Source organism: Protofrankia sp. Cas4 (assembly GCF_963555915.1).
Taxonomy (GTDB): Bacteria; Actinomycetota; Actinomycetes; order Frankiales; family Frankiaceae; genus Protofrankia.
The window spans coordinates 41,099-64,397 of the sequence record NZ_CAUVXL010000014.1 but is presented as its reverse complement, the minus strand read 5'-3'; the positions used below and the strand labels follow the sequence as shown (position 1 = coordinate 64,397).

Annotated in this window: 28 protein-coding genes and 2 tRNA genes; 9 read left to right on the top strand and 21 right to left on the bottom strand. The window is 67.4% G+C overall.

Annotated elements, in window-relative coordinates:
- Positions 1-60 precede the first annotated feature (60 nt).
- Positions 61-133, bottom strand: a tRNA-Lys gene (locus tag U9979_RS01680).
- A 429-nt stretch (positions 134-562) separates the two neighbouring features.
- Here U9979_RS01680 and U9979_RS01675 point away from each other — a divergent pair.
- Together U9979_RS01675 and U9979_RS01670 are read left to right on the top strand one after the other, a co-directional pair.
- Positions 563-1,495 carry an ABC transporter ATP-binding protein gene (locus U9979_RS01675; protein ID WP_322777975.1) on the top strand — a complete coding sequence of 311 codons (933 nt, stop codon included), beginning with the start codon at positions 563-565 and terminating at the stop codon, positions 1,493-1,495.
- Positions 1,492-2,298 carry an ABC transporter permease subunit gene (locus U9979_RS01670; RefSeq protein WP_322777974.1) on the top strand — a complete coding sequence of 269 codons (807 nt, stop codon included), beginning with the start codon at positions 1,492-1,494 and terminating at the stop codon, positions 2,296-2,298. Before U9979_RS01675 ends, U9979_RS01670 begins: the two co-directional genes overlap by 4 nt.
- Positions 2,299-2,337: 39 nt before the next feature.
- Here the strand turns inward: U9979_RS01670 and U9979_RS01665 are convergent, their stop codons facing one another.
- A complete protein-coding gene (locus tag U9979_RS01665) occupies positions 2,338-2,595 on the bottom strand; it encodes a DUF6158 family protein (protein ID WP_322749597.1) in 258 nt (85 codons plus the stop codon).
- A gap of 43 nt (positions 2,596-2,638) precedes the next feature.
- A complete protein-coding gene (locus U9979_RS01660) occupies positions 2,639-3,901 on the bottom strand; it encodes an acyl-CoA dehydrogenase (protein ID WP_322777973.1) in 1,263 nt (420 codons plus the stop codon).
- Between the two features lie 323 nt (positions 3,902-4,224).
- On the opposite strand from U9979_RS01660, the gene U9979_RS01655 reads away from it, so the two are divergent.
- A complete protein-coding gene (locus U9979_RS01655; RefSeq protein ID WP_322777972.1) occupies positions 4,225-4,947 on the top strand; it encodes a hypothetical protein in 723 nt (240 codons plus the stop codon).
- Positions 4,948-5,088: 141 nt separating this feature from the next.
- Positions 5,089-5,164 (top strand) — tRNA-Glu (locus U9979_RS01650).
- Positions 5,165-5,724: 560 nt separating this feature from the next.
- Here the strand turns inward: U9979_RS01650 and U9979_RS01645 are convergent.
- Complete coding sequence (locus U9979_RS01645) at positions 5,725-5,976, bottom strand: cupin domain-containing protein (RefSeq protein WP_322777980.1); 252 nt, start codon at positions 5,974-5,976, stop codon at positions 5,725-5,727.
- Positions 5,913-6,440, bottom strand: coding sequence for a thiolase C-terminal domain-containing protein (locus tag U9979_RS25005; RefSeq protein WP_416219197.1), 528 nt, complete (start codon positions 6,438-6,440; stop codon positions 5,913-5,915). The genes U9979_RS01645 and U9979_RS25005 overlap by 64 nt, the downstream gene beginning before the upstream one ends.
- Positions 6,441-6,448: 8 nt before the next feature.
- On the opposite strand from U9979_RS25005, the gene U9979_RS01635 reads away from it, so the two are divergent.
- Positions 6,449-6,940, top strand: a complete 492-nt coding sequence (locus U9979_RS01635; protein WP_322777979.1) for an SDR family oxidoreductase — start codon at positions 6,449-6,451, stop codon at positions 6,938-6,940.
- A 232-nt stretch (positions 6,941-7,172) separates the two neighbouring features.
- Here U9979_RS01635 and U9979_RS01630 read toward each other — a convergent pair whose 3' ends face one another.
- Complete coding sequence (locus tag U9979_RS01630) at positions 7,173-7,604, bottom strand: hypothetical protein (RefSeq protein WP_322749580.1); 432 nt, start codon at positions 7,602-7,604, stop codon at positions 7,173-7,175.
- Between the two features lie 96 nt (positions 7,605-7,700).
- On the opposite strand from U9979_RS01630, the gene U9979_RS01625 reads away from it, so the two are divergent.
- Positions 7,701-8,900 (top strand): hypothetical protein, encoded by a 1,200-nt coding sequence (locus U9979_RS01625; RefSeq protein ID WP_322777971.1) that lies wholly within the window; start codon positions 7,701-7,703, stop codon positions 8,898-8,900.
- A gap of 165 nt (positions 8,901-9,065) precedes the next feature.
- Here U9979_RS01625 and U9979_RS01620 read toward each other — a convergent pair whose 3' ends face one another.
- On the bottom strand, positions 9,066-9,263 hold the full coding sequence (locus U9979_RS01620; protein WP_322777970.1) for a hypothetical protein: 198 nt from the start codon (positions 9,261-9,263) through the stop codon (positions 9,066-9,068).
- A 23-nt stretch (positions 9,264-9,286) separates the two neighbouring features.
- On the opposite strand from U9979_RS01620, the gene U9979_RS01615 reads away from it, so the two are divergent.
- Entirely contained in the window at positions 9,287-9,673 is a 387-nt protein-coding gene (locus tag U9979_RS01615; protein WP_322777969.1) for a hypothetical protein, read from the top strand.
- Positions 9,674-10,131: 458 nt separating this feature from the next.
- Here U9979_RS01615 and U9979_RS01610 read toward each other — a convergent pair whose 3' ends face one another.
- Together U9979_RS01610 and U9979_RS01605 are read right to left on the bottom strand one after the other, a co-directional pair.
- Entirely contained in the window at positions 10,132-10,590 is a 459-nt protein-coding gene (locus tag U9979_RS01610; RefSeq protein WP_322754123.1) for a type II toxin-antitoxin system VapC family toxin, read from the bottom strand.
- Positions 10,580-10,849: a type II toxin-antitoxin system Phd/YefM family antitoxin gene (locus tag U9979_RS01605; RefSeq protein WP_416219194.1), complete on the bottom strand. Its 270-nt coding sequence runs from the start codon at positions 10,847-10,849 to the stop codon at positions 10,580-10,582. Before U9979_RS01605 ends, U9979_RS01610 begins: the two co-directional genes overlap by 11 nt.
- A 796-nt stretch (positions 10,850-11,645) precedes the next feature.
- Here U9979_RS01605 and U9979_RS01600 point away from each other — a divergent pair.
- Entirely contained in the window at positions 11,646-12,911 is a 1,266-nt protein-coding gene (locus U9979_RS01600; RefSeq protein ID WP_322777967.1) for a hypothetical protein, read from the top strand.
- A 64-nt stretch (positions 12,912-12,975) separates the two neighbouring features.
- Here the strand turns inward: U9979_RS01600 and U9979_RS01595 are convergent, their stop codons facing one another.
- The 7 genes from U9979_RS01595 to U9979_RS01565 form a co-directional block, all read right to left on the bottom strand.
- Positions 12,976-13,665 carry a hypothetical protein gene (locus U9979_RS01595; RefSeq protein WP_322749586.1) on the bottom strand — a complete coding sequence of 230 codons (690 nt, stop codon included), beginning with the start codon at positions 13,663-13,665 and terminating at the stop codon, positions 12,976-12,978.
- Positions 13,666-13,761: 96 nt separating this feature from the next.
- A complete protein-coding gene (locus tag U9979_RS01590; protein ID WP_322777966.1) occupies positions 13,762-15,762 on the bottom strand; it encodes a thiamine pyrophosphate-binding protein in 2,001 nt (666 codons plus the stop codon).
- A 556-nt stretch (positions 15,763-16,318) separates the two neighbouring features.
- Complete coding sequence (locus tag U9979_RS01585; RefSeq protein WP_322777965.1) at positions 16,319-16,966, bottom strand: MOSC domain-containing protein; 648 nt, start codon at positions 16,964-16,966, stop codon at positions 16,319-16,321.
- A gap of 154 nt (positions 16,967-17,120) precedes the next feature.
- Complete coding sequence (locus U9979_RS01580) at positions 17,121-18,698, bottom strand: AAA family ATPase (protein WP_416219192.1); 1,578 nt, start codon at positions 18,696-18,698, stop codon at positions 17,121-17,123.
- A gap of 196 nt (positions 18,699-18,894) precedes the next feature.
- A complete protein-coding gene (locus U9979_RS01575; RefSeq protein ID WP_322777963.1) occupies positions 18,895-19,152 on the bottom strand; it encodes a type II toxin-antitoxin system RelE/ParE family toxin in 258 nt (85 codons plus the stop codon).
- The gene (locus U9979_RS01570) at positions 19,149-19,424 is read right to left on the bottom strand and encodes a type II toxin-antitoxin system Phd/YefM family antitoxin (protein ID WP_322777962.1); all 276 of its coding nucleotides are present in this window, start codon (positions 19,422-19,424) and stop codon (positions 19,149-19,151) included. The genes U9979_RS01575 and U9979_RS01570 overlap by 4 nt, the downstream gene beginning before the upstream one ends.
- 155 nt (positions 19,425-19,579) lie before the next feature.
- A complete protein-coding gene (locus U9979_RS01565; protein ID WP_322777961.1) occupies positions 19,580-19,756 on the bottom strand; it encodes a hypothetical protein in 177 nt (58 codons plus the stop codon).
- A 317-nt stretch (positions 19,757-20,073) separates the two neighbouring features.
- Here U9979_RS01565 and U9979_RS01560 point away from each other — a divergent pair, with 317 nt between their 5' ends.
- Positions 20,074-20,856 carry a hypothetical protein gene (locus U9979_RS01560; RefSeq protein WP_322777960.1) on the top strand — a complete coding sequence of 261 codons (783 nt, stop codon included), beginning with the start codon at positions 20,074-20,076 and terminating at the stop codon, positions 20,854-20,856.
- Positions 20,857-21,282: 426 nt separating this feature from the next.
- Here the strand turns inward: U9979_RS01560 and U9979_RS01555 are convergent, their stop codons facing one another.
- The 5 genes from U9979_RS01555 to U9979_RS01535 all read right to left on the bottom strand — a co-directional run.
- The gene (locus U9979_RS01555) at positions 21,283-21,513 is read right to left on the bottom strand and encodes a DUF86 domain-containing protein (protein ID WP_322777959.1); all 231 of its coding nucleotides are present in this window, start codon (positions 21,511-21,513) and stop codon (positions 21,283-21,285) included.
- 19 nt (positions 21,514-21,532) lie between these two features.
- The gene (locus U9979_RS01550; protein WP_322777978.1) at positions 21,533-21,754 is read right to left on the bottom strand and encodes a nucleotidyltransferase family protein; all 222 of its coding nucleotides are present in this window, start codon (positions 21,752-21,754) and stop codon (positions 21,533-21,535) included.
- A 56-nt stretch (positions 21,755-21,810) separates the two neighbouring features.
- Positions 21,811-21,969 carry a hypothetical protein gene (locus U9979_RS01545; protein ID WP_322777958.1) on the bottom strand — a complete coding sequence of 53 codons (159 nt, stop codon included), beginning with the start codon at positions 21,967-21,969 and terminating at the stop codon, positions 21,811-21,813.
- A gap of 94 nt (positions 21,970-22,063) precedes the next feature.
- A complete protein-coding gene (locus U9979_RS01540; RefSeq protein ID WP_322749594.1) occupies positions 22,064-22,381 on the bottom strand; it encodes a MazG nucleotide pyrophosphohydrolase domain-containing protein in 318 nt (105 codons plus the stop codon).
- A 43-nt stretch (positions 22,382-22,424) separates the two neighbouring features.
- Positions 22,425-23,299, bottom strand: an 875-nt coding sequence (locus tag U9979_RS01535; protein WP_322777957.1) for a DNA glycosylase AlkZ-like family protein, incomplete at its 5' end; no start/stop codon positions are given.

Here is a 23,299-nt window from a genome sequence, read left to right as displayed (position 1 = left end):
GGATCTTCTTTGTTCGATCAAGAAAACGAGATCACCGCAGGTCACAACCATGATCGGATGTGGGCCGCCAGGGGCTCGAACCCTGAACCCGCAGATTAAAAGTCTGCTGCTCTACCTATTGAGCTAACGGCCCGCGGACCCTGATCGTACCTGTCGAACCGACCTGCCACGATGCCAGGATGCGACAGATGCGCGATGCGACAGATGCGCGATGCGACAGATGCGCGATGCGGCGGGCGACAGGTGAATGACCTGGCGACCGCAGGGCATGTATGCGGGTCCGTCCCGCATGCCTCGGTCGGTCTGGCGCGACACGCGGGCCGCGTCCGACCCGACTGTCGATGCCATGGGACGACCCCGCTTTACTGGTAGGCACAGTGCCTACCTCCCGATCATCCTGCCGCCACGCGTCGGGCCGGCGTCCGCTGGACGCGCTGGCGGTTGGTCCGGTCGACCCGCCGATCGCGACGCGTGGTTGCCGCGTGCCCGGCGCTGTCACCATCGTTCGACAAAGCGCCATCATCCGACGGCTCGAGCCTGCCGACATCACGCGAGAACCGGGATGACGTTCGCGATCCACGCGGACGGCCTGACCAAACGCTACCGGCACCGGACCGTGGTGGACTGCCTCGACCTCCAGGTGGCGACCGGTGACCGGTTCGGTTTCCTCGGCCCGAACGGATCGGGTAAGTCCACGACCGTCCGGATGCTGCTCGGCCTGGTGCGCCCGAGCGCCGGCACCGTCAAGATTCTCGGCCGGAGCATGCCGCGTCATTCCCGGCAGGTACTACCCAAGATCGGCGCTCTCGTCGAGGCGCCCGCGTTCCACACCTTTCTGTCCGCCCGGGTCGAGCTGACCGCGCTCGACGCCGCCGGCCGGGGCGGTGCTCGGCGTTCCCGCCGGCGACGGATCGAGGACGCCCTGGACAGGGTCGGGCTCGGCGACATCGACGACCGACCGATCAGCAGATTCTCGCTCGGGATGAAGCAGCGCCTCGGTCTCGCCGCGGCCCTGTTGCGCCGGCCTCGTCTGCTGATCCTGGACGAGCCGACGAACGGGCTTGATCCGCAGAGCATTCGGGAGATCCGCGACCTGCTGCTCGAGCTGAACGCCGAGGGAACGACCGTCTTCCTGTCGTCGCACCTGCTCTCGGAGGTCGAAATGCTCTGCACCGAGACAGCGATCATCTGTGACGGCCAACTGGTCGCCCACGACTCCCTTGATGCGCTGTGCGGGCCGACCGGTCGGGTCACCCTGCGCACCCCGGACTCCGACCTCGCGGCGCACCTGCTCGAACGGGTACTCGAAGGCCGCGACGGGCATTCCCTGGTCGCCCGGACGCAGAACCCGATGGCACTCAACGCCGCGCTGGTCTCGGCCGGCGTGCGCGTCTCCGAACTGGTGGTGGAACGACGATCACTCGAGGATGTGTTCCTGGAGCTGACCGGCAACGATCACGATGGTGCCCTGCAATCCGTCCTGGATGACCGATGATCCGTGTTGAGATCCAGATCTTGCTTATGCGGCGACGGACCTGGGTGTCGGTGCTGATGCTCGCGACGCTTCCAGTGATCGTCGCGCTCTTTTTGAAGGTCAGCGGAGTCGGGTCGGGGGCAGGGAGCCCGGCCTTCCTCACCGAGGTCATACATAACGGAACGTGGCTCCCGATCGCGGCCCTCGCCCTCGTCCTACCGCTGTTCCTACCGGTTGCGGTCCTGCTGCTGGCAGGTGAGGCGATCGCGGGCGAGGCCGCTGCGGGCACGCTGCGCTACCTGCTTATCCGTCCGGTCGGCCGGGGCCGGTTGCTGGCCGCGAAACTGGTCGGGATCATCGTCTATCTCGTGATCGCAGTGACCGCGGTGACCACGACCGCCTTCGCGGTCGGCTGGGGGTTGTTCGGGTTGGCGCCCATCAAGCCGCTGTCCGGCGCCGGCCCGCCCCTTTCCCTGTCGGAGGCGGCCATCCGGATCGCGCTGTCAGCGCTGTTCGTGGCCGCATCCATGCTCGGCATCGCCGGCGTGGGACTGTTCCTGTCGGTGGTCACCTCGACGCCGCTCGCGGCCACGCTCGGCGCACTCGGCGTCCTGGTCACCGCGGGAGTGCTCGACCAGCTCCCGGCCGCCGCAGCCATCCAGCCGTACCTGCCGACCCACTACTGGATGGGGTTCATCGACCTGTTCCGCGATCCGGTGAGCTGGGTGAACATCAGACGTGGGCTGGCCCTCGAGGGCTGCTACGGCGCGGCGATGGTCATCCTTGCCCGGATTGTCTTCGGAACCCGGGACATCACGAGCTGACAGCTGTCATGCGCTGACCGCGGTCCCGAGGTGGTGCCCTCACGAGCTGACGCGGCCCGCTGCGGCGGCTTGGCGGCTACCGGCGCGCGTCCGCAGCGGGTTCGGTCCGATGATCGCCGCGAACCGGCGCAGATACTCGTACTCGAGGCTCAGCATCCGCGCGGTGTGTGTGTCGAACGCATCCCTGGTGCCGTGCAGGAATGCATCGTGGCGGGTCGCGTGCAGCTGGTCCACCTCGCGGACGAGATCCTCGTCCGACAGTTGGGCCGCCGGGATGCCTTCGGGACGGTGCTTCATACCGACTGGCATACCCACTCCGGCGGGGCCGGTCACCTGTCTGTCACCACCAGAGCGGATCCAGATCCGCCAGGACGACGGCGGCGAGGTCGGTGAGGTCGCGTTCCACCCGGTTCTGACGCAGATACGCACTGAGATCGGCGACGCGCCGGGCGTACCCGCGATCGGCGCACAACGGGCCGGGGCCGAGCGCGCGCCCCACCCGGTCGAGGACCTCGGTCGCGCCTGCCTCGATGTTCGCTCGCACCCGTAGCGCGCGCCTGCGTGCGGACCCACCGACATCATCGGGATCGGCGTCCATGTCGCGGGCTGCTGTCTCCAGGACGCAGCGCATCGCCATCAGGACCGCATCCACGCGACCCAGGTGTTCCAGCGCGTGGATGTCGAGGCGCCGGCCGGTTCGGCCGGTTCGGCCGGTTCGGTCGGTTCGGCCGGCGAGATGACCCGCCTCTCCTTCGTGATCGGTGTGGCCGGCGGCGAACAGCGTTCGGGCGACACCTGTCGCGCCGCCGAACCAACATGCCGCGATATCCACTTTGGTATGCCAGAAGATCGGCTGGTCGAGGTATGCCGCGTCCGGATCGGACCCGCCGGTCGACCCGGTCGACCCGGTCGACCCGGTCGACCAACCAGACTCACCCACCGGGATGGCGGGTGCCCCGTCGAACAGGACGGTCGCGGTGTCCGCGCCGGTCATCGCCTGGGACGCCGATCCGTCTGATCCGTCTGATCCCGCTGTTGCCACGGCAACGTTGCGCTCATTGAGCCGGACGGCGAACAGCCCGATCGTGCCTTCGCGCGTATCTTCGCCGCCGTCCGTGATGACTCTGGCCGCGACCAGCGCGTGGGTGAGCACGCGCGCACCCGGGCAGGATGACCTGACGCCATGTACTGTCCAGCCGCCACGACCTCGACGGGCGACCAGCGAACCGATCGGCTCCTCCGTCGCCCACAACCCCCATCGCTGATCATGTTCGGGTGCCGGCCCAGCCGAATCAATCAGGATCGCCGCTGCGCTGGTGTGGGCCTGTGCGAGTCGAGCCAGCGTGACGTCGAAGGCAGCGAGATCGGCGAGCGCACGCCAACGCGCAGCGGTGGCACCCGCCGCGGGCAGTGGAAGATCAAGCCGTCCGGACGCGATAAGCGCTGTGAATGCCCCACCTACCCTCGCGGGAGGGCACGGCCTTCCCATCGGCGTCCGGCCGGTGGCCGTACCGATTGGCCGCCCCGGGACGTCCAGTGGAACGTCCACAGGCATGGCCAGGGGAATGTCCAGCGACGCGGCAATCGGGAGGCTTGTTATCATCAGAATTCACCCCAGGTCATGCGCGCGGGCGGCTGTTCGGCGGTGACAGCGGCAGTTGGCGCCAATGGCTGCCCGTGCGTGTCACCCATGCGTCGGACGGTCATGTCCTGGTTGCTCTCCCATCCCGCAACCGCCAAACATGACTTGCCGAAAATGCTGTAGGTACAGGAGGTGCAGTATGTGCTGCAATATCATCATTTATACGTCATGATGGGCACCGGTAGTTGCCACCTGATCTGCCGGCCACCGCACCCGGATGTGCGGATGGGAGCCTGGGGGGCATCATTCCAGGGCAACACGTTTCTGTGGGAAGGGAGACCGTGATGGTCGACGCCCATGCCGCGGTGGAGGGGTTCCGCCCGAGCAGTAACGGGCTGCCCTTCACCAACGATTTTCCAAAGCAGCCCGTGCTGAAGATTAATCTTCCAGGTGTCGGGCCGGTACCGATCGGTGACGCCAGTCGCGGTTTGTGCGGTGGCATGATCTACACGACGCGTGATCTTTTCGAGGCGAAGCTGACTCCACCGGTGTTGAAGGAACCACCTGCGCCGGACTCACCGCTGTACCGCTACATCGTCCGCCGGCTGTTCGACAGCTTCGACATCCCGCGTGGCGTCGCGCGCTACTACCAGCTCATGGCCACTCCGGATGCGGACACGACCCGGTCCTCGCTGACCCTGCGCGGTTCCGGGCGCATCACGGTCGTGAACGAGTGGCCGCGGGTTCGGCTCGACCTCGACCGCGGCGTCCTGGCCCCGCTCGGTGTCATCACGCTGCGCTCCTACGATCCGTTCCAGCTTGGGTCCAGCCATCAGCTCCTGGCATACGCCTACGAACAGCGACGAACCGCGGTCACGCTCCGGGTCTACGATCCGAACACACCCGTGGAGCACGCCGACGACGTGACGCTGTCGTTCGACGTGGCGTACCCGACCGGACCGGTCCCGATCGCACACAACCTGGCCATCGGCGGACGTCGGGTACGGGCCTTCTTCCTCTCCCGCTACCGCTGGGCGAACCCGCTGCCGGCGCTGGCCGACGCCTGAGGGCCGCCGGGCCACGTGAGGGAGGTGCCCAAGCGATCTGGAACCCGTTTGTCGCCGGCGGCCCGTCACCTCTATGCTTGCAGTGGTCCCAACGGTAGACGTTCTGGGTAAGTTGTAGATCAAGCCTGGTCGTCGTCGCCCGCCCCCATCGTCTAGCGGCCTAGGACATCGCCCTTTCAAGGCGGTAGCACGGGTTCGAATCCCGTTGGGGGCACCACCCCAAGACCTGCAGAGGGCCCCCTGAACCGGGCAAACCTGGTCAGGGAGCCCTCTTCGTCTGTCCGGCCACATCCGACCGTCACCGGCCCCCGGTGGGTGATCGTGTCGAATACGTGCCCAAGTTCCCGGCGTCACCGGTTTTGTGGGCGACTCGACACCACCGATACCCAGACCCGGGACTGACCCTGTCCGCGACCAGCGACCAGCGACCAGCGACCAGCGACCAGCGACCCTCCGGGGGATCCCAGCCGGGTACAGGATCCCCCGCGGGTGACGGCCGTAGGTGGGAAGTGCCGCTCCGGTGACCGCAATGACCTACCGTCCGTGTCCTCGGCGCTGCGAGATGCGGCGACCCACCGCAGCGCATCCCGTGCCTCGTCGGAGACGTCCTCCCTGTTGCGCAGGATGTGTTGAAGGCCCTGCGACGCAGCGCTGACCCCCGGCGTAGCCGAACGACGCGAATACGCCCCTACGCATGCGCCCGGGCGCACCATCCGCGCCGGGCGTAAGGCGATCCCGTTCGCGGCCCGGCGACGGCGTCGGGTTGGGTCGGCAAACCTAGCCGAGCTGGATGTTGGTATCGGCATCAGGGTCCGCGCTCGTGCTGATGCAGGTGACGGCTATTGTGCACAGCTCGTCGGAACGGTTGGCCCACCGGTGGAGGGTTGCGCGTTGGACGAGGCAGTCGCCTTCGGACAGGGTGGCCGTGCGCCCATCCTGGGTGTCCAGGTCGATCGTTCCAGACATCACGACGACGTAGTCGATGGTGTCCGTCTTGTGCATGGGGCTCTCGGTGTGCGGTTTGAAGATGCAGAGCTGGAACAGCGAGCCGCCCGCTGCCGGTTGACTGAGGGGTGCGTCGGGCGGGTTCTCTTCGAGCCATCGTGGGTGACGTCCGCGGGCATCTCGGTGGTGAGCCAGAGCTGGTGCATCGTCGCAAGACCGACGTCGAACGAGAGGCTGGCCGGTTTGTCCGACGAGACCGTCGAGCGACCTTCCCCATCGACCCCGATGATCACGCGGCGTGGTGTGGGCGCGACGTCGGCTCCGGTGGACTGCCGTTCGCCCGCGGACCCGCGGAGCTGGTGGACCGCCTCGCGCAGGTGTCCGGCCCCCTGCGTCCCACCTTCGGACAGGCTGCCCCCGTGGGTGTTGACGAGCACCCGGTCGTCGATACGGATCCGGTTTTCGACGCTGCTCCAGGACTTCTCGAGGAACGGGCCGGCCTCGCCTTCGCCGCAGAACTCGAGTGATTTGAGCCAGAGCAGCGACAGGATGGTGAATCCGTCGTAGGGGTAGAGCAGGTCGACGTCCGCGCGAGTCAGGTCGCTGCGATCCGATTTCCGCGGGGGCGCTCAACTCCTATCCAGGGTTCGGTTCGTACTGCGCGAGCAAGGCTGGGGCTGTCGGGCTTGTGCGTTCGATGGCCTACGACTGGGGCACCTATGGTATTCGCGTCAACGCACTCGCCCCCACACACGGTATGTCACCCAACCTGTCGCTTCCGTCGGATGCCGCCGTCGTCGGCATGTCGCGTGCGGAGAGCTCGCTCGCGAAGAGTGGTGACCCATGGGACGCGTCGACCATGTTCCCCGGGCCGCTCAAGGTCGACCGGCCGCCCTCCCTCGGGGACAACGCCGCAGTAGCAACATTCCTCGCCTCCGACGCAGCTCAGTACATGTCGGGCGTGACGATTCCTTCGTGCGACGGAGGAAGCTTTGCCAGGACCTCGATCCAGATCCCTGAAGACTGGTCCGTTATGGACCACGTCTGACCATGAGCGCCGAGCAGTCACCCGGGCTCAACGAACCCAACCCACTCCACGACTCCCGGTCTTAGGAAGACGGCGCAACCCCAGGGTTATTGATCTAACTGTCGGCATCGAGTCAGGCCTGCGAAAGCCGGCCGGGCGCCGGCCTGCATTCGTGGTGGCGCGGGCCAAGGAGGCTCCTGCAAGGGGTCGGTGTCCCTGCTGTGGCCCGCGGCCACTGGTCGATCTCAAAGTCCTACTGGCGGCTCGCAGCGAGGTCGTCAGCGTCGGTGCGGGCGATGGCCGCGTCGACGATGGCGTACTCTGCCCCGTCGAGGACGGAGAGCGCTAGGTCGATTGCGTCGACGGCGTCCTGCTCAGCCACCTCAGCATGGTGCTGCGCCTTGCGGACGTCCCGCTCGTTTCGTCGCCTGTCGGCATCTGCGCGCACCTCGGCGAACCGCTGCTCTACCGACGAGCGCACCGCATCCCACTGTGGCTGCATGCCGGCCTTCGCCTCTTCGGCCTTGCCCGTTGCCTTGGTCTTGGCGGCTGTGACAGAGGTCGTCAGCGCGGTTCGCTCTGCCTCCAGGCGCGCGCGGTTCTTCTCCCGCGCCGCGCCCACCACGTCATCGACCTTCCTCGCTCGGTCGGAAAACTCGCTGAGCTGCTCAGACAGCGCCTTCATAGTTGACCCTCCTTCTCGGTCGCTTGGCCCTGGGCCTCGCGGATCGGTTGGCTGCCTCCAGCCGACCCGTACCCGCCCCCGAGGTTCTGTATCCGGATGCCTTCGCCTGACAGCCGTCGCGACCAGGGCGAGGGCGTCGGTGAGTTCGGTGATCTCTCCGACGCGGTCCTTGAGGAGGTATCCCACTCCGCTGCCGGTGATCCCCGTGAGGGACGGTGTTCAATAGAGATCGCCGGGAAGATCCAGAGCGTTCCCCGCCCCCTGATCGGAGTTTCCATGCGCGCGCGTGCCCGACAGTTCCTGAGTGAGCGCCTCCGATGGCTCTCCAGATGTGTCCGTTGGATCTGGAGACTGGTTCTCAGGGTCGGAGGCGGGGCCGGAACAGCTGTCCGCACCCTCGGGCGTCCGGTCGTCATCCGGTTCAATCGGTTCCTCGGCTGGGTGGTCCGCAAAGCCCAGCGGCAATCGATCAGTAACGTCTCGCCGACGGAACTGATGCGTCTGCCCCAGGGGAGTAGGACTGCTGTCACCGAAGACCTGTCTGTGGACAACCCCTGGTTGAACATGGCCCAGTCGGGTCTTGTCTTCGGGGCCAGCGTGATCGGGATCCCAGGCGCCGACAGCGCCACCCAACTGCTCTTGGGCGTTCTCATGGTCTCCGATCAGCAGAGCGCCCATTTGAAGAGACTTCTGAAGATCGCCGAGGCGGAACGGCTCGGCGACGCCCGGACAGGCGACGATCTACTCGCCCAGGCCCTGCGCTTCGAGGCCCGCGGCGATGCCGAGGCCGCGATGCGGAACATCGAAAAAGCCTCCGACAGGTACCTCGCCGCCAAGAACAAATCCCTGGCCGACAGCGAATACGCGCTCCTGGCGATCCGTCTGGCCTTCGCCTGGAGCCTGCTACGCGATGTCGAGGAGAGCCAGCACTGGCTGACCACAGCGAAAGAACGCCAGCGCACGGTCCTCACCAACCTCCAAGCACTGGGCAACGACCGCCGACTGCTCCCGGACCGCTGGACCATACCGCTCCCCATCCTGGTCGTGGCCCTGATCCCCGTCTTCTACATCGGCTACCCGGTCCTGATCTCGTTCAAGATCCGACGGGTGTGGAAGGCGGAGAACACCCGCACCCTCCTTGCAACCCAGACCCGCATCTACAACCACCTGCAGGTGATCGGGACCCAGATGTTCGGAACCCTGCCAGAGCCGGTCCGCGCACTCCTCACCACCCCCGACGGCGGCATGACCATCGACCCGCCACTCCCCACCCCGGCCCCGGCCCCGGCCGACTGAAACACCAGAGCCGGACGAAGCGTGCCTGGATCGTGGAGGCCATCCAGCGTCTGCCACACGCCAGGGCGTCGCAACAATCCGCCGGGCGCCTACCACCGCATGTCGCCGTTCGTCCGATGGGCCTTCCTGGCCATCAGGTCCCCGGCGATTCCTCGATCCAGGTGGTCAAAAATGCTGCACCGTGAGCCCGCGCTCGATCGCCAAGGTCTTCAGCTTCGGCACATCCCGCACCATGCTCATGCTGAGGACGTCCAAGAACGGATCTCCCCACTGTTGACCCGCACCCGGGTCCGAGGGCCTGGTGAACAAGCGCAACGCCGCCTGGCGTCCTTGTCGCTCGCGCTGATCGTCAGCGGGCAGCATCCTGGAAGACCACCGCCGATCTGATGGACATTACCGCGACCACCTTCTCCCAGAACCCGCTCATGCAGCTTGACGTGCACGACGCGCTCGGCTTCCGGAACGGTGTCGTCGCGTTGGGGCAGCGACTCATCGACCGGGGGCTGGTCGACTACACCGCCAGCCGAGCCGCCTCGCACGACCTGACCGTCATCCCGCCCGAGGTATGGGCCGAACATCCGGAGCCGATCAGCCGCCGTGACGATCGGCCGATAACCCGACATCACCTTCGCCTCGGCGGCTCCATTCGACGATGGACCATCGACGATCCCTCAGGCAGACCGACTCCCGAGGTTCGTGAGATCCGCAGGGAGATCGACCTTCACGTCCAGCTGCTGTTCACCGAGCTGCTGCTCTCCTCGAATCGGCTGTAACGCATGAGTATCACTCAGCCGCGGGTTGCTACAGCGGGCTGGTTACTGGTGTCGATGAGTACTGTCAGGCCGTCGGCCTAGGCATCGCGTCGACGCCGCAACCAGTCGGTGATCGGCAAGGTCCACCATCCCAGGGCGGTCCGGCGTTGGCTGTAGCCGATCGACTATGCCGATCCCGTACGGATTCTGCGGTCGTGCCCAGATGGCCAGGGCGCTCGGCGGGGCCTCCCCGAGAAAGCGCACCGGGCGGGCTGGCGATCTCGAGGCACCCGCCGCAAGCGCCCTCGACAACCGAACTAGACGGCCACACCCGATGCGCAGTACGGGCCGAACAGAACGGAAACACTCAGCGGCTCCCCGGCCACCGACACCACCGTGGTACCAGAAAATTGGTCGCCGCAGGTTCCGCTTGCCTGACCGCATCAGGCTCCCAGGAGTCGGTTGCGAGCGGCCTGCGCTCACCGGCTGTGGAGCACTGCCGGCCGGGTGACGGGGACGACGGTGAGGAGGCCGTCCAGTCCCGTGAAGTCGTCGGGGTTGGTCGTGAACAACGGCAGGTCCTCGGCTATTGCGATCGCGGCGATCATCAGGTCGGCCAGCCGTCGTCTGGGCTTGCGTCCGGCGCCGATCACGGCCGCGCAGACCCTGCCGTAGATGCGCGCGGCTTCCACGTCGAACGGAATGGGGTCGAACTCGTTCTCGGCACGCTGCAACACGTCCAGTCGCCGGGCGCGTTCGGCGTGCTCGTCGTAGTTGTCCTGCTCCTCGTTCCTGCGCACCTCGTGCGGCCCCGCGGAGAGCTCCGCCAGGGTGATAGCGCTGATCGCCATTTCGGCGGGAAGTTCGTCGGGGTCCACCCACCGGCGCAAGATCATGATGTTCGTGTCGAGTAGCCCGTGGGCGTGGTCACCGGTCATACGGGTCGTCCGGTTCCTGGTCGGCCGTGGCGTTCTGGTCGGCTCGGAAGGTATCCAGGGAGATGTCGGGGGCGCTGCGCGACATCGCCCTGAACTCGCTGCGCGGAACGAACCGTCGACGCTGCCGCAGCGGGATCAGCTCGCCGATCTGGTGTCCGTCGCGGGTGACCGTGAACGCCTGGCCGCCCTGGACTGCGTCCATGATCTCTTTTGACCTGTTGCGCAGATCACGCTGGGTGACCTCAGGTTGAGAACTCATACCGCCGACGATACCCGCCATGTGCCACCTGGTGCCACCTGGTGCCACTCTCAGGCCGAGATCAACTATGGGATGTCACGTTACGCCGCGGGGGCGCCAACCGGAAGCCGTCCGTGACGGCCGGACGTCCGGACGTCCGGACGTGAAGTCGTCGGCCGAACCTACTGCCGCTGGTACGACGACTGGTACCGCGACTGGTACCGCGACCGGCACGAGAACAGCCGCCCCGGGGTTACCGGCAACGGCGGCGCCGGCCCTCGGGTCTCCGGCGGTAGATCAGGCCGGCGTCGCGCAAGACGTGAACCCAGGACGTGAACCGCGGCGGCGAGCCCGTCGACCGTCCACGGTCGACGGGCTCGCCGGGTAGCAGGGCAGACGCCTGTGCCGCGGATCGCTGTCCGAACACAAGATTCAAAAAAGGCTCTGCGGCTGGGCAGGCCTTGTCAATTATCGTGCCCTTACATCGGAATTTCCGGTCGCAGGCGTCCGAGGTCAGATTCTTACGGCATTCTTACGGCGTTTCCCCTGCTCGCCATTCACCTTGACGCATCCAGCGACGCCTTTCTATCGTCGCGGGGTCGGGGTTTCGGTGAAATCTTGTTGATCCCAGGTTGCTGCAACGACGGAAAACTCACGAGATCCCGACGTCGATCGGTTCACGAACACGGGTGGGAATCCGCCCGAATGGAAGGAGAACGGCATGGCTGTGCTGTCAAAACGATGGTCGTCAAAACGATGGTCGTCAAAACGATGGTCGCTCGCGGCTGCCACGCTCATGATTATCGCAGCTACGGGGGTGACAGGTGGTCAAGCGCTCGCCGGCGCGAACCAGGCGAAGGGCGCGGCCGCGGGACTGGGGCCGCTACGCGGTTTGCTGCCTCGTGATCACCTGACGCTCGAGAGCGCGCTCCAGGTCGATCTCAGCAAGGAAAGCGTCCGCCTGCCCCTTTACAAGGGGAAGGCGAACGGCACGACGGTGTGGTTCACGCTCCTGGATGCCTCTGACGAGGGCCTGGCACGCGACCTGGGGGTGAACTATGCGCCTAAGCTCACCAATCTCGCCGTCGGCTGCCAGGAATGCGTCCAGACGGTGACCCTCGACGCGCCGACGCCGCAGCAGAACCGTTTCGGGCAGGCCGTTGTCAACTTCCAGGGCGCGCCCGATTTCAGCCCGACCCGGGTGGCCGAGCCCGGACCGGATGGTTTCCCGCTTGCCAAGTTCCAGCCCGGCGCGGTCGCCGGCCCAGGTTACAGCCCGTTCATTCGCCTCGCCGGGTCGAACGTCGTCTACAGCGCGCCGATCGTCGCGACCGGCGACGGTCCCTTCGACGTCGTCCACCACACCGACACCGGTGATCGTGTCCTGGGCATTCACATCGCACCTCCGTCCCCGCCCGGCCAGTACCTGGAGTCCTACGTCGACATGTTGTTCGTCAAGGGCTTCGACGCCGGCAAGCCGATCGTGTACATCAGCACCGACGCGGGCCAGCCCCTGACCGCCGCACTGGAGCGTGCGACCTACGTGCCCGCGCTGGACAAGGCGGCCTACAACGGCGGCGACGACTTCCTCGGCTCCGCCCGCGAGCGGCTGTTCGGGTTCATCAACGGCCAGACCGGCGCCGACAACAGCCAGGCACAGGGGTTCGTTCATCTCGCCAAGGACGGGCATGTCGCCGAGGACGCCAGCGCGGGTAACACCGCGCTGATCGACGCCCTGCGCAACGGCGGTGACCTGCTCAACGTGTTCGGTGACTTCCCGACCGAGACCGATCCCAGGCACGCGCTGGCCTACAGCCCGCTGTGGGACGCGCAGCTTGGCCTGTGGACCGACAAGGCCGTGCAGCAGGGCCTCAACAAGCGGCAGATCGACGAGGTCCAGGTGTTCAACCTGGCGGCCAGCCGGCCTGATCTGCTGACCGGCGTCGACCCTGCCACCGGTCAGCCCGCCCCCTACGGTTCCGTCGGGGTCGACATCAACTGCGCGGTGATCGGGTTCATGGACACAGCCCCGACCGCGAACCTCGCTGATCCCCTCCCCAACTCGCAGTTCCCGCCCAGGTAGCACTACCGGAGTTTCGCGGTGGGATGGGTGGACCCCGATCGGTATCGGGGTCCACCCGCCCCGGTCAGCGGGGCAGGCGCTGGTGGCCCGCTCGGAAGAACTCGACAGCCTGGTCCACCGAGTGGGCCTTTTCCCAGCTCAGGCTGGCGCCGAACGGCTGGTTCCAGAAGCCGTCCGGGTCCGGCGGCGTGGTGGGTAGCGACGGCGGCCCGACGTAGAGGTACGGATCATTCACGTAGTCGTCGCCGGGGCTGGCTCCGTAGTTGACACCGGAGGCGGCGAGGGCGACGTCGAGATGCTCCGGCCACAAGGTGATCGGGCTGGGCGCGTCCGGGTCGATCTCGGCGGTGAACCGGCGCAGCGCCTCGTCGGCCAGGGCATACCAGTCGGCGATCAACTGGGCGGCGGTCGGATCGACGACGAGCGGGGCGTCCAGGTCAAGGCTGGTAGCGGGGGTGTAGACGGCGGACGGGGCACCGGGCTCGATGCCGGCGGCCTGCCCGGCGGAGCGCAGGGTGGTGATGTCCGTCCGCCCGATCTCGCCGTTTGCGCGGACCACCAGCTCGCAGCCCTCGACACTGACCGTCCGGTGGTCGGGGCCGAAGGGCGGTGTACCGAACCCGCCGGGCCGCACCACCAGGCCGATCCGCCCGGTGGCCCGGTAGCGGGACGCAGCCAGGACGTGTTCGGCCAGGGTGTGCAGGGACGTCCGGGTCTGCCCGAAACGATCAGGTAGCTGGTCGGTTCCGCTCATGGCCGCTCTTCCTTCCTCGGGGTGGGATGGGCGCCCGGTTGGGCTCGGAATCGGGCCGAGGTGCCGCGATGGCCAGCTGGCGCGCGGCCTCTGTGGTTACAGCAGCTCGGCGTCCTGGCGGATGTGCAGGAGCGCGGGGCCGTCGCCGGTGAACAGGGCCGTCATCGCATCGTCGAGGTCACCGGGATGGGTGGCACTGTGGCCGGCCGCGCCGCAGAGGCGGGCGTAGGCGGCGAAGTCGGGGTTGTGCAGCGAAGTCTGCCAGACCGGGAACTGCTCGCCGAGTTGTTCTTTGCTGATCTTACCGAGGGCGCCGTTGTCGAGCAGGATGTGTTTGATCCCGATGCCGTACTTGACCGCGGTGGTCACTTCGGCGAGGTATTGGCCGAAGCCGCCGTCGCCGGTGACGGCCACGACCGGGCGGCTGGGGTCGGCCGCCCATGCGCCGATCGCGGCCGGGTAGCCGAAGCCGATCGAACCGAGGTAGCCCGACATCAACACCGGCTGGCCGGCGGACTCGAAGTAGCGGCCGAAGGAGTAGGCGTGGTTGCCGACGTCGACGCTGATGACGGCGTCGGCGGGGATGTGCCGCCCGAGCGCGTCGAAGACCGCCGCCGCGGACAGTCCCCGGCCCCGGTCGTCGGCGACGCGGCGCGCCTTTTCAGCCCGCCACAATGCCCAGCGCGCCGCCACGTCCGGCCGCTGGTCCACCCAGGCCGTGGTACCAGCCGGACCGCCGTCGAGGGCCGCCGCCAGGGCGAGCAGGCTCAGTTCGGCGTCGCCGAGCACCCCGACGTCCACCTTCTGGAAGCGGCCGATGGCGGCGTGGTCATCGTCGATCTGGATGGCGGGTTTGTACGGCGCGATGCCGGTGTGGTTCGCGAACGACGCGCCGACGACGACCAGCAGGTCTGCCTCGTTCATCAGCCAGCTGGCGACCGGGGTGCCGCTGCGGCCCAGCACGCCCGCCCCGAGCGGGTGGGTGTCCGCCAGTAGCCCCTTGGCCTTGAAGGTCGTCGCGACCGGTGCACCCAGCCGTTCTGCCAGCGCCCGCAGGGCCGCCGCGGCCGGCCGGGCGCCATGCCCCGCGATGATGACCGGTCGTCGGGCACGGCGCAGCAGATCGGCAGCCGTCCGCACGGCGGTGGCGTCAGGACCGCTGCGGCGGTCGGAGAGCCGGCCGTCGGGCCGGACCGCTGCCGCGGTCGCCGGCAGTACCTGCACCTCGTCCGGCAGCACCAGGTGCGCGACCCCGCGTCCGTCGACAGCGTGCTTGACCGCGAGTGCCGCAAGCTCGCCATGGTCGCTGCCGGCCTGCACCGTCGCCGTGGACACCGCGACGTCCCGGAATACCGCCGAGAGGTCCAGGTCCTGGAACGCTCCCCGGCCGAGAACCTTCGACGGCACCTGTCCGGAGATCGCCAACACCGGCGCACCGTCAAGCTTCGCGTCGTACAGACCGGTCAGCAGGTTCGTCGATCCGGGCCCGGCGATCGCGAAGCAGGCCGCCGGACGTCCCGTCAGCTTGCCGTACGCGCTGGCGGCGAACGAGGCGGCGCCCTCGTGCCGGATACCGATATAGGTGATCTCGCCACGCGCCTCAGCGCGGCGCAGCGCGTCGGCGAAGCCCAGGTTGGAGTGCCCGACCATGCCGAACACGTGCCGGACGCCCCACGCGACCAGGGTGTCCACGAGAACGTCGCTGACGGTGCGGGTCTCGATCCGCGCCGGCGGCAGCTGCACGAACGCCCCGTCGTCCCGTTCGTGCACGGCGTAGGCGGTCGCCGCGTCGGTGAAGCCCGCCGGCGGTTTCCCCGTGGTGGGATCGTAGTCGTAGCCGTGCCACGGACAGCGCAGCCAGCCGTTCTCGATCGACCCCTCGCCGAGCGGGCCGCCCTGATGCGGGCAGCGGTTCTCCAGCGCCGAGAGCAACCCCCCGCACCGCGTCAGCGCCACACTGCGGCCACCGACCACGGCGGTACGCACCCGACCCTCGTCGGGCAGATCCTCGGCGTCCACCCGATGCCAGCCGGACGTCTCAGCCGGCTGCTCTGGCTGCTCTGGCTGCTCTGGCTGCTCTGGCCGCTTAGCGGACATGGCGTGGCCTTTCACGGATTGTGCCGGCGCCGGCCGGCGGGTGATCGAGGTCTGCGGTCACCATCACGACGTCTTCCTCGCGGGAGGCTGTGCGGTGGTACGGCTGTGAGATAGGTGGATGGGCTGCCGTCGTCCAGCTGATTCCTGGAACAGTACAGACCCAGGCGGGGATGACGTCCAGGCGACGGCTTCAACGACGGCTTCAACGACGGCTTCAACGACGGCTTCAACGACGGCTTCACCGAGGGCTTTCGACGACGGGAATAGGCGCCTCGGGTCGCCGGTTGCCACGGTGGGTGAACCGCACCGGGGAACGTGGTGGGGGAGGTTTCGTCCTCCCAGCCGCTATATGGATCCGATCTCCATCAAGTACACCAACGCTCCCTTTCCATCACGGGGACCGGGCCGGGTATGTTTCGTCATCGCGGTGCAGAAGGCCGCAGCGCGCAGGCTCGACTGGTTGACCCACAACCCGCCGCCGGCTGAGCACGAGGCGCACGGTCTGTCGGCCGAGTGACCGGCGCACGGAGTGACCGGCGCGAAGGGGACCTGGCCGTCAACCCACCCGGGCGCGGGCCCAGTCGTACCAGGACGCCGGCAGGCCGGGTGCTCGCAGGACGGCGCCGGCCAGCTGCGCGTCATGGGAGTGGTAGGCCGTTGCCACCAGGCCCACGGTGACAGCCTGGTCGGGGCTGGACAGCACGTGCAGGCGGTCGCCGGCCGCCAGCTCGCCCTCCTGGAGAACCCGCACGTAGGCCCCGGGTCTGCCGGCGGCGGCGAAGCGGCGCGGGAGGCTGCGGTCACCGAACCTGACGGCGAGCTTGTAGCAGGGCACGCGTGGCTGAGTGACCGCCAGCACGGCGGAGCCGATGGCCCAGACCTCGCCCACGGCGACGGAGCGTAGGTCGATCCCGGCTGTGGTCAGGTTCTCGCCGAAGGCGCCTGGTGGCACGTCCCGGCCGAGCTCATCGGCCCACCAGGCGAGGTCCTCGGCGGCGTAGGCGTACACGGCCTTGTCGACGCCGCCGTGGACGGTGGGGTCAGCCTGGCGATCGCCGGCCAGGTTGCACCGTCCGACGGCGACCCGGCCCGCAACGGGAGCCTTCCAGATCGCGGTGGTCACGACCGTACCGTCGACCTCGACGGTCCGCGGCAGGCCGACGTTGACGGACACCACCGTCGGACCCGCGCCGTCATCGCACATTTCGGCCTCCCTGTCAGTGCCGGGCGTGGGGCGGATCGGCCACGACCGGCGTTGCCGCGCGTACGTTCACGGCTGTTAGAGCGCTCGGCAATTGGTTCGTGGGCACATGACACCCTTGTCGATCAGAGAAACTCAAGCAATCCCCGGGCCGGGGTCAGGCGCGCAGCAGCGTGATCGTGCGACTGCTGGGGCTGGCGACCTCGGTGATGGTGGTGCGTTCGGCGATCGGTGCGGCGTCGGGTCGGCGGTCGAAGACGACCAGGGTGCCGCGGTCGAGGCCGAGGCGGTCGAGGTAGCCGTCGAGTTGGGTCAGACCGCGTGCCAGCGGGTCTGGTTCCCCAGCTCGCCGGACTTTGAGCTCGAGCGCCTCGCGTTGCCAGGCGCGCTTGCCGTCGGCTGTCGTCCAGGGCCAGCGGACGAGGATGTCGATACGCCCCCGACCGACTCCGTACTCCCTCTCGACGTAGCCCCCGCCATTGACGACCCGCTGAAGAAATCCCATGAGGACGAGCTGGGGAGCCGCCTCGTGGTAGTGCTGGGTGCTGGTGAGGATCTCGCCGTGCTCGCACCAGAACTCGGCGAACTCCCGCAGCAGCCGGGGGAAATCGAGCCGTCCGTCCGGGAGCACGAACGTCCGGGGGTCGGCGAGCACGTTCACTTCGACGCCGGTGGTCAGGACGCGGGCGATGACCTCGCGGTAGATCGGGTTCGCGACCCGTACCGGGTTGCGAGGGGTGATCAGCCCGAGGTCGCGGACGTAGGTCAGGTCGTCGTCGTAGGGATCGAGCGCGAGCAGGTTCCCGGCGAGGACGGGTTCGAGGATGCGCCGGACCCGGGGCTCGGCGAGTTTCGCGGCCAGCGAGTCCAGGTGAGTGGCGCGAGCCAGGATCAACCGCTCCTTGGCCTGGTCCACATGGTCGACGGTGATCGGTTCGCCGACCGGCACCCCGATCTCCTCGACGACTTCCAGGGCCAGCGCGTTGACCAGCCAGGGCTGCCCGGCGGTCAGCTCGATCGCCCGAGCGGTCGCCTCCGGGGTGAACTCCTGCCCGGTCTCGGCGGCGTGCTGGGCGTAGAGTTCGCGGACCTCCTCGGGCAGGAAGTCACCGAGTCGCAAAGACTTGATCTTGACGTTGAACGGGCTGGCGGTACCCAGCCGGGACGGGTCGCCCCCCGAGGCGGTTTTGTAGTCGCGGACGTCGCGCAGCCCGCACAGCACCACCGACGCCGGGAACCGCCGTGGACGTTGGTTGAACCCGGCCCGGAGCTGACGCAACACACTGACCAGGCTCTGCCCGCGCAACGCGTCGATCTCGTCGAAGAACAACACCAGTGGCCGAGGACACACCAGTGCCCAGGCCGCGAGCGATTCCTTGAGGAGGTTGGCGTCCACCGTGTCCGGCCACGGCGGCGGGCGCAGCTCCGGCGGCAGGGCGATCTCGGCTTGGCTCCGGATCTCCTGCAGGATGCTGCGCTGGGCCGTGCCGTAGTCGTCACCTGCCGCCTCGCCGAGCTCGCACGAGAAATGCAGCGCCGCGTACCGACCACCGGCTGTCAGTTCCTCCGCCAGCGCGCGCAGCGCCGTCGTCTTCCCGGTCTGGCGGGGAGCGTGGACCACGAAGTAGCCCATCCGCTCCACCAGCCCAGGCCCTTGCGGGAGCCGCCGAAGCGCCGGAATCATGTAGTCGTACGTGGGGCGACACGGCCCCGCCGTGTTGAACCGGCGCGCCACCACGCTCACCACCCTCCACGACCTCGGGCCGAGGATCGTCGTCGGTCACTCTACGGACCGCCGCCGAGCCGACCGTCAACCCGCGACGCCAAGCCCACACCCCGCCTCGGCGAGCCTCACGCTCGGGCTCTCCTGATGATCCGAGTCGTGTCGTGGGTGGCGGTGTGTGATTCGACGTCCGGGGCGACGTTCAAGGTTAGCGATAGACGTCTCGGCGGTGACCAACAGTGACGACCAGGACGACCAGTCCTTTGTCCTGGATGTCGTACACGATCCGGTAGTCGCCGGTGCGTACGCGCCATTCGCCCGCACCGCCCACAAGCTGTCGAGCGGTCGGTGGACGGGGATCGTCGGCGAGGAGATCAATGACAGCCTGCACCCGGCGTCGGGCCGTGGGGTCGAGCCTGCGTAACTGGCGGAGTGCATGCGGTGCGACACTGACCGTGTATCTCATGTCAGGCCGAGTTCGGCCTTGACCTCATCCCAGGGGATGGGCGTCTGCCCGGTCGTCATCATCTGCTCGCGCGCTCGTTCGGCTTCGCGTATGTCGGCCATGTCTTCGGCCAGCGCGAGGATGCGATCCAGGTCATCGGCATCGATGATCGCCGCAACTCGCCGGCCGCGACGGGCGAGGTAGACCGGCTTGTGGTCTGCGCGGACCTGATCGATGATCGCGGCAAGCTGCTCTCGAGCCTCCGACACGCTCAGCTCGGGCGATGTGGTCATGCTTTCAACGTACAACAGAAGATCGTTACGTACAAGTAGAGCGCCAAACGTACACTCGCCTCGGCTGGCGGTCGGGAGCTCAACGCAACGACCGCAGCCATAAGAACGGCCACCGCCACCCGGCTGGGCTACGGAGCGCCCGGCACGGCTAACCACTACCCGGCCGACGCGGTACTGAACATGCCCGCGGGCCGGCACTCCCACGCGGGCTGCGGTGGCTGGCCGTCGTGCAGCGCACGACCGGTGTCCGGATCGGTAAACGCCAGATCGCGCAGCTCGCCCACGCTGCAACAGCCGATGCCACCGGGCGCGTTGCGGTCAGCCACCGCCAAGGCGGTATGCGCTACCGCCCGCGAGCGGGCGACTCGATTGTCAGCCGGGGAGTAACACGGCGGTAAACGGACGGCTGAACTCGGCGGCGTCTACGACGCCACTCCAGTGCCCCGCACCCCACTGACGGCCTTGCCCGCCCGGTGCACCGGCTCGGCCAGCCAGTTCCTTCCGGCCCCGTATGGTGGCCGTCGTGGATCTAGTTGAGACCGGGTGGGATATCGAGCCGGGAACTGTATTGGTGCGGCGGAACCTACACGATCGGTACGGCGGTCGGCGCCAGGGCGGCATCGGCCCATCCCGCACGACCCCCAACGTCTTGCTCTTCACCAACCCTGCGCGGGGCAGGCAGCACGGCTATTTCGACGGTTGGGGCGATGACGGCTGCTTCTACTACACCGGCGAAGGGCAGTGTGGTGATCAGAGGCTGGTTCAGGGCAACTTGGCGATCCTGCGTCACCGTGAAGATGGCCGGGCGTTACACCTGTTCCATGCAGTGCCCGGTGGTGTCGAGTACATCGGCGCCTTTGAGGTCGACCGCCAGCGGCCTTGGCATACGAGCGAGGCGCCAGAAACCGGGGGAGGTCCGTTGCGCGCGGTCATCATGTTCCGGCTTCGCCCGGTCGGCCCGGTCCGGCACTTCGACGCACCATTGCCCGCTACACCCGCATTGACCAGCCGCGTCGAGTATGTAACGGTCGAGGTGAGGAATATTGAAGAGTTCGAGGCGACTTCCGTCACGGAGCCGACCACGACGATGCGGCGCGAAGCGGTACTAGTCCACGCCTACGCAGAACATCTTCGCGCTCTCGGTCATGACGTCTGCCGACTTCGGATCGTGCCGCCCGAGGACTCGCGGCCGTTGTTTACCAACCTTTACGACGTCACGGCTGGTGAGCTCATCGAAGCCAAAGGCACCATCACACGTGAGGCTGTCCAAATGGCTATCGGTCAGCTTCTCGACTATAAGCGTTTCGTGACCCCGACCCCACAACTGGTGCTGGTCGTCCCCTCGGTTCCACGGCCCGATTTGGTGGCGCTGTGTGGGTCGGTGCAGATCGCGGTCGTCTGGAAGACTGGCGATCACTGGCGGCGGGCTTGATTGGACCGCTGTTCGGACGCCTCAGGCTTTCACACGCACCATGATTAGAAATCCCCTTGCCAGATATGCACCGACCTAGCGGTGGAGGGGCCTGAAGATCTTGTAAACGTGCTAGCCGGAGCGGGCTCGTGGCCTGCCTGTTCATAACTCCGAGTGCATGTTCATGATTCGCGGTCGTGGCGCCGATTCGGCTCTTGCGGGCTCGTGCCGACATCGCGTACGGGGCCACGTTCGACGAGCTTGACCAGCCGGGTTCGGGTCGCGCGGGTGGATAACTGAACCACCTTGGCAACCTCGCTCGTCATCAAGCCTCCGTCGGTGAGTGCGTCCAGGATCGCGTGATTCTTTTCATCGAGAAATGGCCCGCCAACACGTGTGGTCGACAGGGTGACGCGGAAGCGACGCCGTCCCTATTCTCCAGACGATTTACCACTCGATCTCGACGTAGGAGTGAACGGCGAGATTGCGAAATCCTGACGCTGAGCGCCAAGGCATGTCAGGCCAGCGATCGCATACCTCGGGCGAAACCCGTCCGGCGGCCTCACCGAGGAGCATGAGTTTCTGGAGGACGACGCTCTGGAGCAGATCGCTGCCCGAGAACGTCATCTCGTCCACCTCTGCAAGAAAAGCTGAGACGGCCTTGACCGCCTCCAGCATATCGACGAGATGAAGCTAGTCACGCCGCGTACAGGATCGTCGTTTCGGCGAGTATCCGGTCACGGATGACCCATTTCAACCCGGATTTTGGAACGAGGTCCACCGGGCGTCCGATGATCTTCTTCAGCTCGTCTCTGAGATCGACGATGTTCCGGCCGAGTGTGGCGTTCTGTGAGAGCACGTAGAGCAGGTCCACGTCCGACCGGGGCTTGTCCTCGCCGCGGGCCGAGCCTGTCCGCAGGCTGCGATCGTCACAGGGTGAACGCCCGACCTGCGCAGGTGGCCGATGCCGGAGCTTCAGGGCGTCTCGGTGGGGTTGTCGGCGATGTCGAAGCGACGCACGTTGCGCAGTCGCCAGCGGATGCCGACAGACACGAGGTCTCCCTCGGCCACCGCCGGCAGCTGGCGGCTGTGCGCTCGCAGCGCCCGGTCGTAGTCCTCGGCGGCGAGCTCCATCCGGATGCGTCGTATGTCGGCGGGGTCGGCTTCGCTGTGCCCGGCGATCGTGACCTGACCGGCTTCGGTCCGCCGTTCTCTGTGTAGCGCGGATCTATGCCCAGATTCTGGTCTCGTTGTGGGCTTCCTTGCGGCGGAGGGCGTCCGTGAGGTTGATGTCGAGCCGGTTTGCGATAGCGCAGACAAAGATTAGGAGGTCGGCGAGTTCCTCGTCGACGCTGCCGACGAGCGATCCGGTGGCGGTGCTCAGGTTCTGAGCCTTGCGGATGGCTTTGAAGAGTTCGCCGACTTCCTCACCGAGGAGCAGAGCCTCCTCCATAACGGTGCGGTGGGAGAATCCGCGTTCGGCTTCCATCGCCGCGACGTACTGCTGGATATCGCTCAGCTTGGAATCGGCGGGCAGCGGGAGCATCGCGGAGACTCTTTTCCTTGTGCGGATCGGTCGGGTATCGGCGTCAGATAGCAAGGGCGAGTTGGTTGGGACTGCGGTGGGCGGGGGTGGGGGTTGGGTCGCGCCAGCCGGTCCGTAGGGCGTCGGTGAGCGTGTCCGTGGCCGCTGACACGCGGCGGGTCAGGGCATGGGAAGCCCGGCCGCGGGTGAATGCGGGAGTGACAGTTCGGGTGCCGGGGTTCCATGTCCAGGTGCCTTGAATCTGGCCGTCGAGGATGATGGTGGGCAGCGCTTCACCGATCTGGTTGAACGCCTGCTGGGGCGGCAGTCCCATGAGGTATCTGTCGCGGGTCTCGAAGTAGCCCTTGAGTGCTACGTCTTCGTGGGCCAGCAGGTTCAAGCCGGTTGCGTGGGAGTCGGGGTCGGCCGCCAGGAACTCCTCGTACTGGGCGGTTGCCAGGTAGGCCGGGGCCGGGCTCCACGGCGTGGTGATCTGGAGCCACTCGGTGTCCGAGGCGTCGAGCGCGGCGATGACGGCGGCGCGGGACAAGGCCGACCACCAGGTGGCGTCCTTGAGCGTCGCGGGCCCGTACCGCGTGAAGTAGGCGTGGACCAGCGTCCGCGTAGCCGCCCGGGGGTCAAGTGCGGTGTCGAGGTCGGGGTGGGCGTCGGAGGTCAGCGCGAAGGCGCGGTGTTCGGCGTTCCAGCAGCCGGACTGGTTGAGGTAGGTCAGGAGGCCCCGCTCCCACGCGAGCTTCACGGCGACACGGACGGCTGCGACGGACGCGCGGGGGCCGGTCAGGGTTGCCTCGAGCTGCCGGTACAGCAGCGGGCCGTTTGCGAGCAGCAGCGTGAGCTGCCCGGTCAAACTGGTCAGGATGGACTGGGGGATTCCTGCGTTGAGGGCCAGCCTGCCGGCGTCCCGCACCCGGTAGTGGA